Origin of the sequence: Ferdinandcohnia sp. FSL W7-1320 (assembly GCF_038050315.1) — a bacterium.
Lineage (GTDB): Bacteria > Bacillota > Bacilli > Bacillales > Bacillaceae_L > Ferdinandcohnia > Ferdinandcohnia aciditolerans.
Window position 1 is genome coordinate 1,502,663 of sequence record NZ_JBBPAM010000001.1, and the last position, 14,089, is coordinate 1,516,751.

General features: G+C 36.7%; 11 protein-coding genes. 8 read left to right on the forward strand and 3 right to left on the reverse strand.

Going from position 1 to position 14,089, the window contains the following annotated elements; all coding sequences use genetic code 11:
* Window positions 1–98: 98 nt before the first annotated feature.
* Both ytrI and ytrH read right to left on the reverse strand, forming a co-directional pair.
* A complete protein-coding gene (ytrI, locus tag NST91_RS07605) occupies window positions 99–629 on the reverse strand; it encodes a sporulation membrane protein YtrI (protein WP_341330652.1) in 531 nt (176 codons plus the stop codon).
* A complete protein-coding gene (gene ytrH, locus NST91_RS07610) occupies window positions 602–940 on the reverse strand; it encodes a sporulation membrane protein YtrH (RefSeq protein WP_099362160.1) in 339 nt (112 codons plus the stop codon). The genes ytrI and ytrH overlap by 28 nt, the downstream gene beginning before the upstream one ends.
* Before the next feature lie 170 nt (window positions 941–1,110).
* Here ytrH and NST91_RS07615 point away from each other — a divergent pair, with 170 nt between their 5' ends.
* From NST91_RS07615 to NST91_RS07650, 8 genes are all read left to right on the forward strand, one after another.
* The gene (locus tag NST91_RS07615) at window positions 1,111–4,482 is read left to right on the forward strand and encodes a DNA polymerase III subunit alpha (protein WP_341330653.1); all 3,372 of its coding nucleotides are present in this window, start codon (window positions 1,111–1,113) and stop codon (window positions 4,480–4,482) included.
* Between the two features lie 213 nt (window positions 4,483–4,695).
* Complete coding sequence (gene ystJ / locus NST91_RS07620) at window positions 4,696–5,925, forward strand: NADP-dependent malic enzyme (RefSeq protein ID WP_341333507.1); 1,230 nt, start codon at window positions 4,696–4,698, stop codon at window positions 5,923–5,925.
* A gap of 19 nt (window positions 5,926–5,944) precedes the next feature.
* Window positions 5,945–6,553 carry a FadR/GntR family transcriptional regulator gene (locus NST91_RS07625; RefSeq protein ID WP_341330654.1) on the forward strand — a complete coding sequence of 203 codons (609 nt, stop codon included), beginning with the start codon at window positions 5,945–5,947 and terminating at the stop codon, window positions 6,551–6,553.
* Window positions 6,554–7,047: 494 nt separating this feature from the next.
* Complete coding sequence (accD, locus tag NST91_RS07630) at window positions 7,048–7,911, forward strand: acetyl-CoA carboxylase, carboxyltransferase subunit beta (RefSeq protein ID WP_121447432.1); 864 nt, start codon at window positions 7,048–7,050, stop codon at window positions 7,909–7,911.
* On the forward strand, window positions 7,905–8,885 hold the full coding sequence (gene accA / locus NST91_RS07635; RefSeq protein ID WP_121447433.1) for an acetyl-CoA carboxylase carboxyl transferase subunit alpha: 981 nt from the start codon (window positions 7,905–7,907) through the stop codon (window positions 8,883–8,885). Before accD ends, accA begins: the two co-directional genes overlap by 7 nt.
* Before the next feature lie 344 nt (window positions 8,886–9,229).
* Window positions 9,230–10,189 (forward strand): 6-phosphofructokinase, encoded by a 960-nt coding sequence (pfkA, locus tag NST91_RS07640; protein WP_341330655.1) that lies wholly within the window; start codon window positions 9,230–9,232, stop codon window positions 10,187–10,189.
* Window positions 10,190–10,264: 75 nt separating this feature from the next.
* On the forward strand, window positions 10,265–12,025 hold the full coding sequence (gene pyk, locus NST91_RS07645; RefSeq protein ID WP_121447435.1) for a pyruvate kinase: 1,761 nt from the start codon (window positions 10,265–10,267) through the stop codon (window positions 12,023–12,025).
* A 256-nt stretch (window positions 12,026–12,281) separates the two neighbouring features.
* Window positions 12,282–12,674 (forward strand): FxsA family protein, encoded by a 393-nt coding sequence (locus tag NST91_RS07650; protein WP_341330656.1) that lies wholly within the window; start codon window positions 12,282–12,284, stop codon window positions 12,672–12,674.
* Between the two features lie 33 nt (window positions 12,675–12,707).
* Here the strand turns inward: NST91_RS07650 and ytvI are convergent, their stop codons facing one another.
* A complete protein-coding gene (ytvI, locus tag NST91_RS07655) occupies window positions 12,708–13,823 on the reverse strand; it encodes a sporulation integral membrane protein YtvI (RefSeq protein ID WP_341330657.1) in 1,116 nt (371 codons plus the stop codon).
* Between the last annotated feature and the right edge of the window lie 266 nt (window positions 13,824–14,089).

A 14,089-nucleotide genomic window follows, 5' to 3' on the forward strand; every position in this document is an offset into this window, starting at 1 on the left:
GCTACATTATTTTTAAATTTTCTAAAAATTAATACATATTTGTAACAAAATAGTCACTTTTTCCTAAATCAAAAAAAAGCCTCCGGAAGGAAGCTTTGTCATTTAACAAGTTCGATATTTAATGAAATTTCAAGTGTTGTATCGACAAAAACCGTGTGGATTTTGAGTTTGTAAGTTTTATCATCCATTTCGTAAAGTCTATTTTCAATTGTTCTAAAAAGAAGTTCTTTGTTTTTCGATAATGATTGAATATCCTGTCCGATTAATGAGTTAAGGTCCTCCAACACAGCGGTTTTCATATGGTGGAGATCCAGTGAACTGAGTTCTACTTTTTTTCTGTTCGCAAACACGATTTCAAAATCTTGGATTTTTAACTTGCTTTTATTTTCTTCATTTAGCTTTTTTGCATCTTCAATTAAAATTTCTTTGCTTTTTTTTAAATCGGCAATTTCAAGCTCTTGTTCTGATATTTTTTGTATTTGTTTATCTTGCAGTATCCCAAATTGAAATAAAAAGACAAACCAGCTAATCAAGGCACCGATTACGACACCTGCGAAAAATCGTTGCCAGCCTGGTTTTTGATGATAAGGGGGGACTCTCATTATGATATATGCTCCTGGGTGAACCATTCAATTATTCTCCATCCGAATTGTGCTCCACCCATAGCAGAAACAATTAGCAGAAATTGTTTAAAAACATCTTTCGTTTGACCTAAAAATATTCCTCTTTCAAAACTATAAAAAGCATCAAATGTTCCACCAATTGCAGCAACAAGTGCCCAAATCTTTAACTTGCTGGCAACCGAATAGATTTCAGATAAAGGCGCTTGACCCGAAATGAAGGCTCCAAGACCTCCAATAAGGGAACCACCTAAAAGTACCCCAAGTGCAATAAAAAAACTATGAATAAATGCAGGCATAAACGCCTCTTTTACTTCCATATGGACACCTTCTTTTAAATAATTGTAGTTGCGGAAGCTTTTAATACATGTATATGGACAAACAATCCATTCTATGAGTTTTGTTTTGCTTGTTTCATAAATAGGTCTATAATTGAAATATCAAATAGGTGGGACGAAGAAATTAATTATATGAAAAAGGTGTGATTTGATTGCCTTTTGTTCATCTTCAGGTTCAAAGTGCGTATAGCCTGTTATCAAGTGCTGCAAAAGTTGAAGCCTTGGTTGAAAAAGCGAGCAGCTTAGGGTTTAAAGCATTGGCATTAACCGATGAAAACATAATGTATGGGGCGATAGCCTTTTATAAGCATTGCAGGAAACATGGTATTAAGCCGATTATTGGCATGACGGCTTCGGTGTTATCAGAAGAGGAACAAGGTCATGAAATGGCTTATCCGGTTGTATTACTTGCAAAGAATAATAAAGGTTATCAAAATCTATTAAAAATTAGCAGTGCTATTCAGACAAGGTCAAAGGTTGGAATCCCAAGAAGGTGGCTTTCGCAATATCGAGAAGGAATCATTGGGATTTCTCCTGGTCGTGAAGGAGACATTGAACGAAGTATTAAGGATGGAAATTATGAAGAAGCCATTCGACGAGCAAATTCTTATAAACAAATTTTTGAACCGGATAGTTTTTACTTAGCCGTTCAAAATCATAACTTGCGAGAGAATGTACAGGTCAATAATAAACTATTCCAAATTGGAACAGAACTAAAAGTCCCATTAGTTGCTACAAACCAGGTTCAATACATAGATCAAGAAGATTCATTTGCTCATGAATGCTTATTGTCGATTAAAAACAATACAAAACTATCAGATGAAAATCGAGTTGTTTTTCCAAGCAACGAATATTATTTAAAGAGTCCGTCACAGATGAGTGAGCTTTTTTCTGATACTCCAGAGGTTCTTGAAAATACATTGCGGATTGCTGAGCGATGTAATGTGGATATAGAATTAGGGAAATTTGCATTACCCAAATATCCAGTACCAAATCAAGAATCTGCAGAGGATTATTTATCACGAATATGTTTAAAAGGATTGCATGAAAGATATCACGATCCTACGGATGAACAGTTTGAAAGACTTCAATATGAACTTCAAGTAATCCGAAAAATGAATTTTAGTGATTATTTCTTAATTGTTTGGGATTTTATGAAGTATGCTCATGAGAAAGGAATAGTGACGGGTCCAGGAAGGGGTTCTGCTGCAGGTTCTTTGGTGGCATATGTTTTGCATATCACTGACGTTGATCCACTCGAACATCAATTATTATTTGAACGATTTTTAAACCCAGAACGAATCTCTATGCCTGATATTGATATAGACTTTCCTGATAATCGACGAGATGAAATGATTGAGTATGTTTCAAAAAAATACGGCAGACTTCATGTTGCCCAAATTATCACGTTTGGAACTTTAGCTGCAAGAGCTGCATTACGTGATGTTGGAAGAGTAATGGGTATCTCTCCTAAGGAGGCAGATTTTCTTGCCAAACAAGTTCCCAGTAAGCTCGGAATTACCCTACAGCAAGCATACGAGGAATCACAGGGATTACGGGACTATATTCAAAATATCGAAATTGGACGGAAAATCTTTGAAACAGCAAAAAAAATTGAAGGTCTTCCTAGACATACTTCTACACATGCGGCTGGTGTTGTGATTAGTGAACAGCCATTAACTGAATTAATTGCCATTCAAGATGGACATAACGAAATCTATTTAACGCAATTTCCGATGGAAGTGCTTGAAGAAATTGGCCTCTTAAAAATGGACTTCCTAGGACTACGAAATTTAACGTTGATTGATAATATTCATTCCTTGATTCAACGGGGAACTGGAAAGAAATTGGATCTTTCTAAGATAGCAATGGATGATCAAAAAACATTTGCATTGTTAGGTAAAGGAGATACAACGGGGGTATTCCAACTCGAGTCAAGTGGAATGCGCAGTGTTCTCGTAAGGCTTAAGCCAAGCGAATTAGAGGATATTGTTGCTGTAAACGCACTATATCGGCCGGGCCCAATGGAAAATATTCCGCTCTATATTGCTAGGAAACATAAAAAGGAACCGGTTCAATATCCGCACCCAGACCTTGAACCCATACTTGAGAAGACATATGGCGTGATTGTGTATCAAGAGCAAATTATGCAGATTGCTTCTACAATGGCTGGTTTTAGTCTTGGAGAGGCTGATTTATTGAGAAGGGCCGTAAGTAAAAAGAAAAAAGAAGTACTAGATAAAGAAAGACAACATTTTGTGCAAGGTAGTTTAAAAAAAGGATACACCGAACAAACAGCAAACGAAATTTATGACTTAATCGTTCGGTTTGCTAATTATGGGTTTAACCGAAGCCATGCTGTTGCTTACAGTATGATTGCTTATCAGCTTGCCTATTTAAAAGCAAACTATCCGCTCTATTTTATGGCTTCATTACTTACAAGTGTAGTAGGTAATGATGACAAGCTTGGGCAATATATACGAGAATCCAAACAAATGGGGATTTCCATTTTGCCCCCATCTATTAATAAAAGCTATTATCCTTTTAATGTAGAGAAAAAAGCAATCCGTTTTAGTTTGGCGGGAATTAAGAGTGTAGGGGTTGCAGCCTTAAAGGAAATTATTGAGACGAGAAAAGTTAAGCCTTATTCAGACCTCTTTGATTTCTGTGTCAGAACATCGATGAGGAGTATTAATCGTCGTACAATAGAAGCGCTAATTTCTTCAGGAGCCTTTGATGAATTCGGGGAACACCGAGCGACTCTATTAGCAACTTTGGATGTTGCGATAGAACATGCTGAACTCGTACGACCAAAAAATGATGAGAATCAAGTCGAAATGTTTTTTGAAGATGATTTTGGACTTAAACCTAAATATGTAGAGGTTGAACCTTTTAAGGAAATGGAAAAACTGCGCTTTGAAAAGGATGCACTAGGTTTCTACTTATCAAGTCATCCAATCAGTAGTTATTCGGCTTATCTAAAGAAGCACGGAGCAATCTCGATTTCGGAAGCTTCACATTATCTACATCAAAATGTTGTGATAGGTGGATTCATTACAAAAGAAAGAACGATTCGTACAAAAAAAGGCGAGGTAATGGCCTTTTTGACGGTTAGTGATGAAAGCGGTGAATTAGAAGGAGTTGCATTTCCAAGAACCTACACACAGTCGGCAAAGCTTTTAAAAAATGATGCGTTAGTTTTACTAAAGGGTAAGCTTGATAGTCGAAATAATCAACCACAACTGATTATTAATCAAGTTGGGGCCTTACCCGATAAAATCGAGATGCCGGAAGATGAAAAGAAACTTTTTGTCAGAATGGAAAAAAAGGTTCAAGCAGCTCAAGTACTAGTACACTTAAAAAAATTATTAAAGCAATTTCCTGGGGATACCCCAGTGGTCTTGTATTATGAAGAAACGCAAAAAACAATGCAGCTTCAACAAGAACTATGGGTTACTCCTAATCAAGAATTTTTATCCGAATTAAGAGAATTGATGGGACCTCAAAATGTGGTGATTCACTAATAAACCACTTTACATGACCAGCAATTATGTTATATTGTAATAGAAAAGCGAAGTGGCCATACCACTTATTTTTGATTAATTAGAAAATTCTATTTTACCAGCTTTATTCATAATATGTTGGACAAGATTTAACTACCTAATTAATATGACAAACAACTGGTGGGAAAATTGCTACTACCAAGTTGTCTTTATAACAAGGAGTGAAATATGGAAATGACTCTAAGAGAAGAAGCTCTACATATTCATCAAATTCATAAGGGTAAGCTTGAATCAAAGTCAAAAATACCAGTAAGAAATGCGAAGGATTTAAGTTTAGCTTATTCACCGGGAGTAGCTGAACCATGTAAAGCTATTTATGACGATAAGTCTAAAGTGTATGAATACACGATGAAGGGGAATATGGTAGCGGTAGTATCTGATGGGACTGCCGTACTTGGATTAGGTAACATAGGTCCAGAAGCTTCTCTTCCTGTAATGGAAGGAAAGGCTGTGCTATTTAAGAGCTTTGCAGGAGTAGATGCATTTCCAATTTGCTTAAACACAACAGATGTTGACAAGATTGTGGAAACAGTCAAACTATTAGAGCCTACTTTTGGTGGAGTCAACCTAGAGGATATTGCAGCTCCGAATTGCTTTGTGATAGAAGAGCGTCTTAAGAAAGAAGCGAATATACCAGTTTTTCATGATGATCAACACGGAACCGCAATTGTTACAGTAGCGGGATTAGTGAATGCATTAAAGCTGGTGGGCAAGAAAATGTCAGAAATAAAAGTTGTTGCAAATGGAGCAGGTGCTGCAGGCATTGCAATTATTAAGCTTTTATATCGCTATGGAGTCCGCGATATCATCATGTGTGACTCTAGGGGTGCTATTTATGAAGGGCGTACCTATGGAATGAATAACGTAAAAGCAGAAGTAGCGAAATATACAAATCGTAACCGTCTAGAAGGCACTCTTGCAGATGTCCTTGCGGATGCTGATGTCTTTATTGGAGTGTCTGTTGCAGGAGCACTAACAACTGATATGGTAAAAACGATGAATCAGGACCCAATTATATTTGCTATGGCGAATCCTAATCCTGAAATTATGCCGGATCAAGCATTAGAAGCGGGTGCTAAAGTTGTTGGTACAGGAAGATCAGATTTTCCAAACCAAGTAAACAATGTTCTCGCATTTCCAGGAATTTTTAGAGGAGCTTTAGATGCTAGAGCAACTCATATAAATGAACAAATGAAGATTGCGGCTGTAGAAGCAATTGCAGCATTGGTAAGCTCTGAAGAACTACGTTCAGATTATGTAATCCCTGCACCTTTTGACCCACGTGTGGCACCTGCTGTTGCAGCAAGTGTGGCTAAGGCGGCAATGGAGACAGGTGTAGCTAGAATTACTGTAAATCCAGAGGAAGTTGCAGAGAAGACACGTCGTTTAGCAATCATTGAATAATGGATTGGAAGAGGTTAATGTGACATCTCCTAACTCTAAGGTTTACATTGAAATTGTTAAGGAAATTAGGTCCATCATTCAAGATGATGGACTTTCCGCTGGTGATAAAATTCCGTCTGAGCGGGAACTTTCCGAGCGTCTAAATGTAGGTCGTTCCTCTGTTCGGGAAGCACTAAGGTCATTAGAATTATTAGGCCTCATAGAGACAAGAAGAGGTGAAGGTACTTTTTTAAAAGATTTCGGTGATCATCAACTGATTCATTTATTAGGTACCTTCATAATTCAAGGAGATAAAACAAAGGGTGATCTCCTTGAAACAAAACAAACTCTTGAAAAATCTTGTATCGAAATAGCATGTCCTAAGATGAACGAAGAGATGCTTACAGAGTTGGAAGAAAAGCTTTGGGATACTGAGGACCCAGAGGAATTCCTTTTTAAATCTATTGTAGAAGCGACGAATAATCGATTATTACTACGAATATGGGTCGTCATATATGAATATGTTAAGTTTATTTATGAGGAACAGACTCATGTAATAAACAAAGAAGGCTTTGAAGAGTTAGTAACTGGACTACGTGAAAAAGATGTGGCAAGAGCTCTATCTGCCTATGAAAAAATAAAATTGTAGAGGATGTTCAAAAAGTCCGGTGAAAATGATACGTCGAATTTCTGCGTAAACTGCTCCAAGTACATTGTGAATAACCTGGTTATACACTTGCGTCTATTAGATTATTCAAGATGTCAATGCCTCAGCGCAAGGCTGCAAAGGAGTTAACTCAAGCAGTTGCCTCGCTCCGGTACTCAAAGTTGCGCCGCCTTGAAATTTCGACGCACAGGCTGTGCTAGTGTCGACAAGACATGAGGCTGTGGCGTTCTTGTCGACGTGGTCCTTTTCATCCTTCTTTTTGAACACTCTCATTTGTAGGAATTTGTCGTGTTTTTGTTGACATATTCCTACAAAAAATAAAGAAGACATTCAGTAAAGTATAAGTACATGCTTTTTTGGCAACGAAGGAAGATATAAGATTTTCCTTTTTTTCGTTACACAACTTTTTGTCTTAATATAAGCAGATAAACTAAGTCGAAAAAGCTATTCCATTGAAAGTGTGAGGAGGTTCCTTTTTGCTAAAAGACTTTTTTGTAAAAAAGAAAAAATATGCTTCAATTCCTTCGGAACAAGCTAGACAAGATGTTCCAGAGGGTATTATGAGCAAATGTCCAAATTGTAAAAAAATAATGTACACGAAAGAATTAATGAAAAACGATAAAATTTGTATGAACTGTGACTATCACTATCAAATGACTGCTTATGAAAGAATCGATAGCTTACTTGATGAAGGATCTTTTATCGAACTTGATAAAGAAATGGTTTCTGAAAATCCGCTAGACTTTCCTGATTATCTTGGAAAACTGAAAAAGGACCAAGATAAGACAGGTATTAATGAAGCCGTGGTAACCGGTGAAGGTACTATTGAAGGAAATCGTATCGTTTTGGCAATCATGGATTCAAGCTTCCGTATGGGAAGTATGGGTTCTGTTGTTGGTGAGAAGATTACTAGGGCAGTTGAAAAGGCGATGGAATTGAAGGTTCCATTTCTTATTTTCACAGCTTCTGGCGGTGCAAGAATGCAAGAAGGTGTTCTAAGCCTAATGCAAATGGCTAAAACAAGTTCCGCATTAAAACTATTTAGTGATCAAGGTGGCCTCATTGTTTCAGTCATGACACACCCAACAACGGGTGGTGTATCTGCAAGCTTTGCATCATTAGGTGATTTTAATTTCGCAGAACCTGGTGCCTTAATTGGATTTGCAGGTAGAAGAATCATTGAACAAACAATTCGCGAAGAACTCCCAGAAGACTTCCAAACAGCTGAGTTCTTATTAAAACATGGTCAACTGGATGCTGTTATTCATCGTCAGGATTTAAAAGATACATTAGCAAATATTGTTGATATTCATATGAACGGGGGTGCGGTTAATTGGTAGGTGAACTAGAGTTTGAGAAACCAGTTGTAGAATTAAAGAAAAAGATTACTGAGTTAAAAGAATTTACAAGCGATTCGAATATGGATCTAACAGATGAAATCTCAAAACTAGAAACAAGACTTCAAAAACTGGAGAATGAAATTTATAGTCATTTAAAACCATGGGACCGCGTTCAAATTGCCCGTCATCCAGAAAGACCGACTACCCTTGATTATATTGAACGCATTTTTACAAATTTTTTCGAGTGTCATGGTGACCGTTACTATGGAGATGATGCTGCTATAGTAGGTGGTATTGCCAAGTACCACGGTTTACCTGTAACTGTAATTGGACACCAGCGAGGTAAAGATACAAAGGAAAATATTAGAAGAAATTTTGGAATGCCACACCCAGAAGGATATCGTAAAGCACTACGTTTAATGAAGCAGGCTGAAAAATTTGGTCGTCCAATCATATGTTTCATTGATACGAAGGGCGCATATCCAGGCAAAGCAGCCGAAGAACGTGGTCAAAGTGAAGCTATTGCAAAAAATATTTTTGAAATGGCAGGCTTAACGGTTCCTGTTATATGTATTGTAATTGGTGAAGGTGGAAGTGGTGGAGCACTAGCATTAGGTGTAGGAAATCAAATTCATATGCTCGAAAACTCAACCTATTCGGTTATTTCTCCTGAGGGTGCTGCTGCACTACTTTGGAAAGATGCAGGACTTGCTAAAAAAGCTGCAGAGTCTATGAAAATAACAGCGCCAGACTTAAAAGAACTAGGGGTTGTAGATGAAATCATCCCGGAAGTAAGAGGTGGAGCTCATAAGGATGTTGCAGAACAAGCAGCTTCCATCGATACCGTTCTCTTACAATCATTAAAAGAATTACGCAAATTAAACAAAGATGAGTTAGTTCAGCAACGCTATCAAAAATATAAAAAGATAGGCCAATTTACAATAGCTGAAGAAGAGTTTATCGGAGTTCAGTAATAAAGTGGACGTGCATCTAACGAAATGTTTAGGGCACGTTTTACTTTGTTTCCGCATAATTAGAAAACGATTGAATAAATCGAAATTCTTCGAAATCGGAAAGTGATATTCAACTGATTTTAAAATATACACAGTATTCAAAATTCCCCCTACATAGTATTCTATTTAATTCTCGATTTTTCTACACAATTTCACAATTTTTTCTGTATTTATTACATTATCTTAGTTGTTTTACTTATATATTAGTGTTATTTTATACATATTGCACAAAATAGTAAAAGCGAATAATCACAATTCGTGATTTATGATTATTTTTAGATTATTTTTTACATAGAGGTGGAAAAATGAAGAGAATAGGTGTTTTAACTAGTGGTGGGGATTCACCAGGAATGAATGCTGCGATTCGTGCTGTTGTACGTAAAGCAATCTATCACGATGTTGAAGTATATGGAGTTTATCAAGGATATTCTGGACTAATAAGTGGACAGATAAAACAATTAGAGATTGGATCTGTTGGAGATATCATTCATCGCGGTGGTACAATGCTTTATACTGCTCGATGTGAGGAATTCAAAACAGAAGAAGGTCGTAAAAAAGGTATTGAGCAATTAAAAAAGTTAGGAATAGAAGGCTTAGTTGTTATCGGTGGTGACGGCTCTTACCGTGGTGCCCAAAAACTAACTGAACTTGGTTTCCCTTGCGTTGGTGTTCCAGGTACAATTGACAATGATATCCCAGGTACTGATTTTACGATTGGTTTTGATACAGCGCTAAATACAGTAATTGATGCTATAGATAAAATAAGAGATACAGCAACTTCACATGAGCGTACATATGTAATTGAAGTTATGGGTAGACATGCTGGTGACCTTGCATTATGGGCGGGATTAGCTGGTGGTGCTGAAACAATCATTATTCCAGAAGCAGATCACGACATGGATGAAGTTATCGCTAAGCTTAACCGTGGCCATGAACGTGGGAAGAAGCATAGTATTATTGTCGTAGCCGAGGGTGTAGGTAGTGGTGTTGAAATTGGTAATAAGATTCAAGAAGCTACAAACTTTGAAACTAGAGTGAGTGTCCTTGGACATATTCAACGTGGTGGTTCTCCAACTGCATCAGACAGAGTATTGGCAAGTCGTCTAGGTGCAAAGGCTGTTGAATTGTTGCTTGAAGGAAAAGGTGGACGAGCTGTGGGGATTCAACAAAACAATTTAGTTGACCATGATATTATGGAAATTTTAGACCGTAAACATACAGTTGATAAGAAGATGTATGACCTATCCCAAGAGCTATCCATTTAAAATACATTTGAGTAAAATTCTTATAGAAGTGTTGCTAATCGCTGATATAAAGCGATTATAGAGGAGGAAAATGTAATGAGAAAAACAAAAATAGTTTGTACAATAGGACCTGCCAGTGAAAGTATTGAAAAACTTGTTGCTTTAGCGAATGCAGGAATGAATGTAGCTAGACTTAATTTTTCGCATGGTGACTTTGAAGAGCATGGCGCACGTATTAAAAACATTCGTGAAGCTGCCAAAATCACTGGCAAAAACATTGCGATCCTACTAGATACTAAAGGACCAGAAATTCGCACTAATACAATGGAAAATGGTGCGATTGAATTAGTTGAAGGTTCAACTATTACTCTTTCAATGGAAGAAGTTGTCGGTACACCGGAAAAATTCTCAATTACATATCCGGGCTTAATTGAAGACGTTCATCCTGGCTCCAGAATTCTATTAGATGATGGATTAATCGGATTAGAAGTATTAGAAATTAATCAACAAAAGCGTGAGATTCTAACAAAAGTATTAAATAGTGGAACATTAAAAAATAAAAAAGGTGTTAACGTACCTGGGGTTCGTGTAAATTTACCTGGTATCACTGAAAAAGACGCAAAAGATATCATATTCGGTATCCAACAAGATGTCGATTATATTGCTGCTTCTTTCGTTCGTCGTGCTTCTGACGTATTAGAAATCAGAGAATTGCTTGAAGAAAATAATGGGGAAGCTATACAAATTATTCCTAAAATTGAAAACCAAGAGGGTGTAGATAACATCGATGAGATACTTGAAGTATCTGATGGATTAATGGTTGCTCGTGGTGACTTAGGTGTTGAAATTCCTGCTGAAGAAGTACCACTAGTGCAAAAGACATTAATTAAGAAATGTAATGCCCTTGGAAAACCAGTTATTACAGCGACACAAATGTTAGACTCTATGCAACGAAATCCTAGACCGACTCGTGCAGAAGCAAGTGACGTTGCGAACGCTATTTTTGATGGTACAGATGCGATTATGCTTTCAGGTGAAACTGCTGCAGGTTCATACCCAGTTGAGGCAGTACAAACGATGCATAATATTGCGTCTCGTGCAGAAAGTGCTTTAGTACATCGTGAAATTTTATCACAACGAAGTAAAATCTCAGGAATCACAATTACAGATGCAATTGGACAATCAGTTGCCCATACAGCGCTTAATTTGGACGTATCTGCAATCGTGACGCCTACAGAAAGTGGTCATACTGCAAGAATGATTTCAAAATATCGTCCGAAGGCTCCGATCATTGCCGTTACTTCCAACGAATCAACAACTAGAAAGCTTTCTCTTGTTTGGGGTGTGTACCCGCAAACAGGTAATGTAGCTAAATCAACAGATGAAATGCTTGACAACTCAGTTGAAAGTGCATTAAATACTGGAATTATTAAACCTGGGGATTTGGTAGTGATAACTGCAGGTGTACCAGTTGGTGAGTGCGGAACTACAAACATTATGAAGATTCATGTTGTTGGTAATACCCTTGCAAATGGACAAGGTATTGGAAGAAAATCTGCTTTTGGTAAAGTAGTTGTAGCAAACTCTCCTGAGGAAGCAGAAGCAAAAATGTATGACGGTGCAGTTCTAGTCACAACTGCAACAGATCGTGATTTGGTAAAATACGTGGAACAGGCATCTGCTTTGATTACGGAAGAAGGCGGTCTTACTAGCCATGCAGCTGTAGTAGGATTAAGTATCGGAATTCCTGTGATTGTTGGTGTAGAAAATGCAACAACACTTTTAAAAGATGGACAAGATATTACTGTTGATTCATCTCGTGGAGTGATTTACGAAGGACATGCAAATGTTTTATAAAAAGGAGAAGGGAAACCTTCTCTTTTTTTGATGTCTAGTTCCTGCGCTTAGCCCCTCGATGTCACAAGTCAATCCAAAAGGTCAAAGAGCAACCATACAGTTGGATTGAATTGTACTTGTCGTACATGCATAGGACTTGGTAATAGTTAGTCGATGTTCCTCTTCAAATCCGCATGCAGTTTTCTTTAGGTTTTACTACTCATATTTGTAAAGGAAACGTATAATATAAGAAAAGCCTTCATCTAAGGAGGACAATATGAGAATTTTACTAGCATTGATTATTATCGTACCGGCATTAGAAATAAGTGTCCTTATATTCTCAGGTAAAACACTTGGAATTCCAATTACTCTGTTGTTGATTGTTCTTACGGGTGTAATGGGGGCGTGGTTAGCGAAAAAACAAGGAATTGATACACTTCACCGCGCTCAACAGCAAATGAATTATGGACAGGTCCCTGGTGAAGCCATTATGGATGGAATTTGCATCTTGATCGGGGCAGTATTGCTTTTAAGTCCTGGTTATATTTCTGATCTTACTGGTTTTTTCTTACTTATTCCTGCAACTAGAAATCTGATAAAACCGATTATTGCTAACTGGATAAGACGAAGAATGGAGAGAGGTAATTTCACAGTTATTCGTCGTTGGTAAAAAAATAAAGCCATTGCGAAGCAATGGCTTTATTTATGTTTCTTTTCCAATAATAAATCCCCATACATCTCGAAATACACCTGTAGTATATAAAGTTCTAATGATTACTAACGTGACGGGTCCAATAATTAACCCAACGAATCCAAATAATTGAAATCCAACGAACAGTGATATTAATGTTGCCAATGGATCTAATCCAATACTAGAAGAGATAATCTTAGGCTCCATTACCTGGCGTTGTACAATTACAACAAGGTATAATATACCAAGCCCTATTGCAAATGCTAGATTCCCACTGAAAGCCGAATAAATTATCCATGGTACGAACACAAGTCCAGTTCCCAAATACGGAAGTAGATCAACGATTCCAATTAATAACGCAATTGTGATTGCATAGTCAACTCGTAATATTAACAGGCCAACTAATACGATCCCTGCTGTGATGGAAATCAATGTTGCTTGTGCTTTGATAAAACCAAATAATGCTTTTTTCAATTCAATAAATACGGACTTACCACTTGTGCGAGCTTTTGTTGGAATAAATCTTCGGCCCATAATCACAAACTTATTCCAGTCTTTACTAATAAAAAATGTGGCTAATAGAGAGAAAACAATCACTGTTGCTGCATTTGGTAGCCATCCGAGGAACTTTGGAATATTTTCTAAAAACGCTTTAACAAATTCTCCAACATTTGTCGCAATAGTTGTACCAACATTTGTGACATTATCCATAATCGTTTGTTGTTGGCCTTGGTCCAAATTATCAAACATACTCGTTATTCTTTCATAGAAAGGAATAATCTGACCAACTATTAAATTTTCGAAATAAACAACTAGGTTTTCAAAATGCTGTGGTACTTCTTTTGCTAAATAGTTTGCACCTGAGATAATCTCTGCTATTAATAATGTAAGTAAACCTGTTACAATGCCAAATACAAGCAAAATCCCTATAAATACCGATAACCCACGTGGTATCCTGGCTTTACGCTCCAAAAAATTGACAAGTGGATTAATAAGGAATGCAATGATTAAGGCAAAAATAAACGGATATGTAAGTCTAAATAGAAAATAGAACAAGATGAAACCTATCACAATTAATGCAACAACCAATAAAAATCGAAGAAAACCATACACATAATTAATGTTCAAACTTTTTCCTCCCTAGGAATTTCTTGCATATTTTTATTTTACAATCTCTTTGATTACTTTAAAAGTATTACGAAGAAATGAAATATAAAGTTTCCAATTATGGAGAAAAAATTTTATTTATGATATCATACGTTATGAGCAAGTGAAAAATTTAAAGTGCAAAATACAAAATAAGCCATATTAAATGATTTTAAATCTAGTAAACGGCTCTGTTAACTGGAAAAATCAAAACTATTCGTAAAAATGTTTTTGTGTAATAATAATTT

What these genes read in the sequence shown, in the direction of transcription:
- ytrI (WP_341330652.1), bottom strand. Translation starts at nt 629, where the DNA reads ATGGTTCACCCAGGAGCATATATCATAATGAGAGTCCCCCCTTATCAT.
- NST91_RS07650 (WP_341330656.1), top strand. Translation starts at nt 12,282, where the DNA reads ATGAGAATTTTACTAGCATTGATTATTATCGTACCGGCATTAGAAATA.
- ystJ (WP_341333507.1), top strand. Translation starts at nt 4,696, where the DNA reads ATGACTCTAAGAGAAGAAGCTCTACATATTCATCAAATTCATAAGGGT.
- ytrH (WP_099362160.1), bottom strand. Translation starts at nt 940, where the DNA reads ATGGAAGTAAAAGAGGCGTTTATGCCTGCATTTATTCATAGTTTTTTT.
- pfkA (WP_341330655.1), top strand. Translation starts at nt 9,230, where the DNA reads ATGAAGAGAATAGGTGTTTTAACTAGTGGTGGGGATTCACCAGGAATG.
- pyk (WP_121447435.1), top strand. Translation starts at nt 10,265, where the DNA reads ATGAGAAAAACAAAAATAGTTTGTACAATAGGACCTGCCAGTGAAAGT.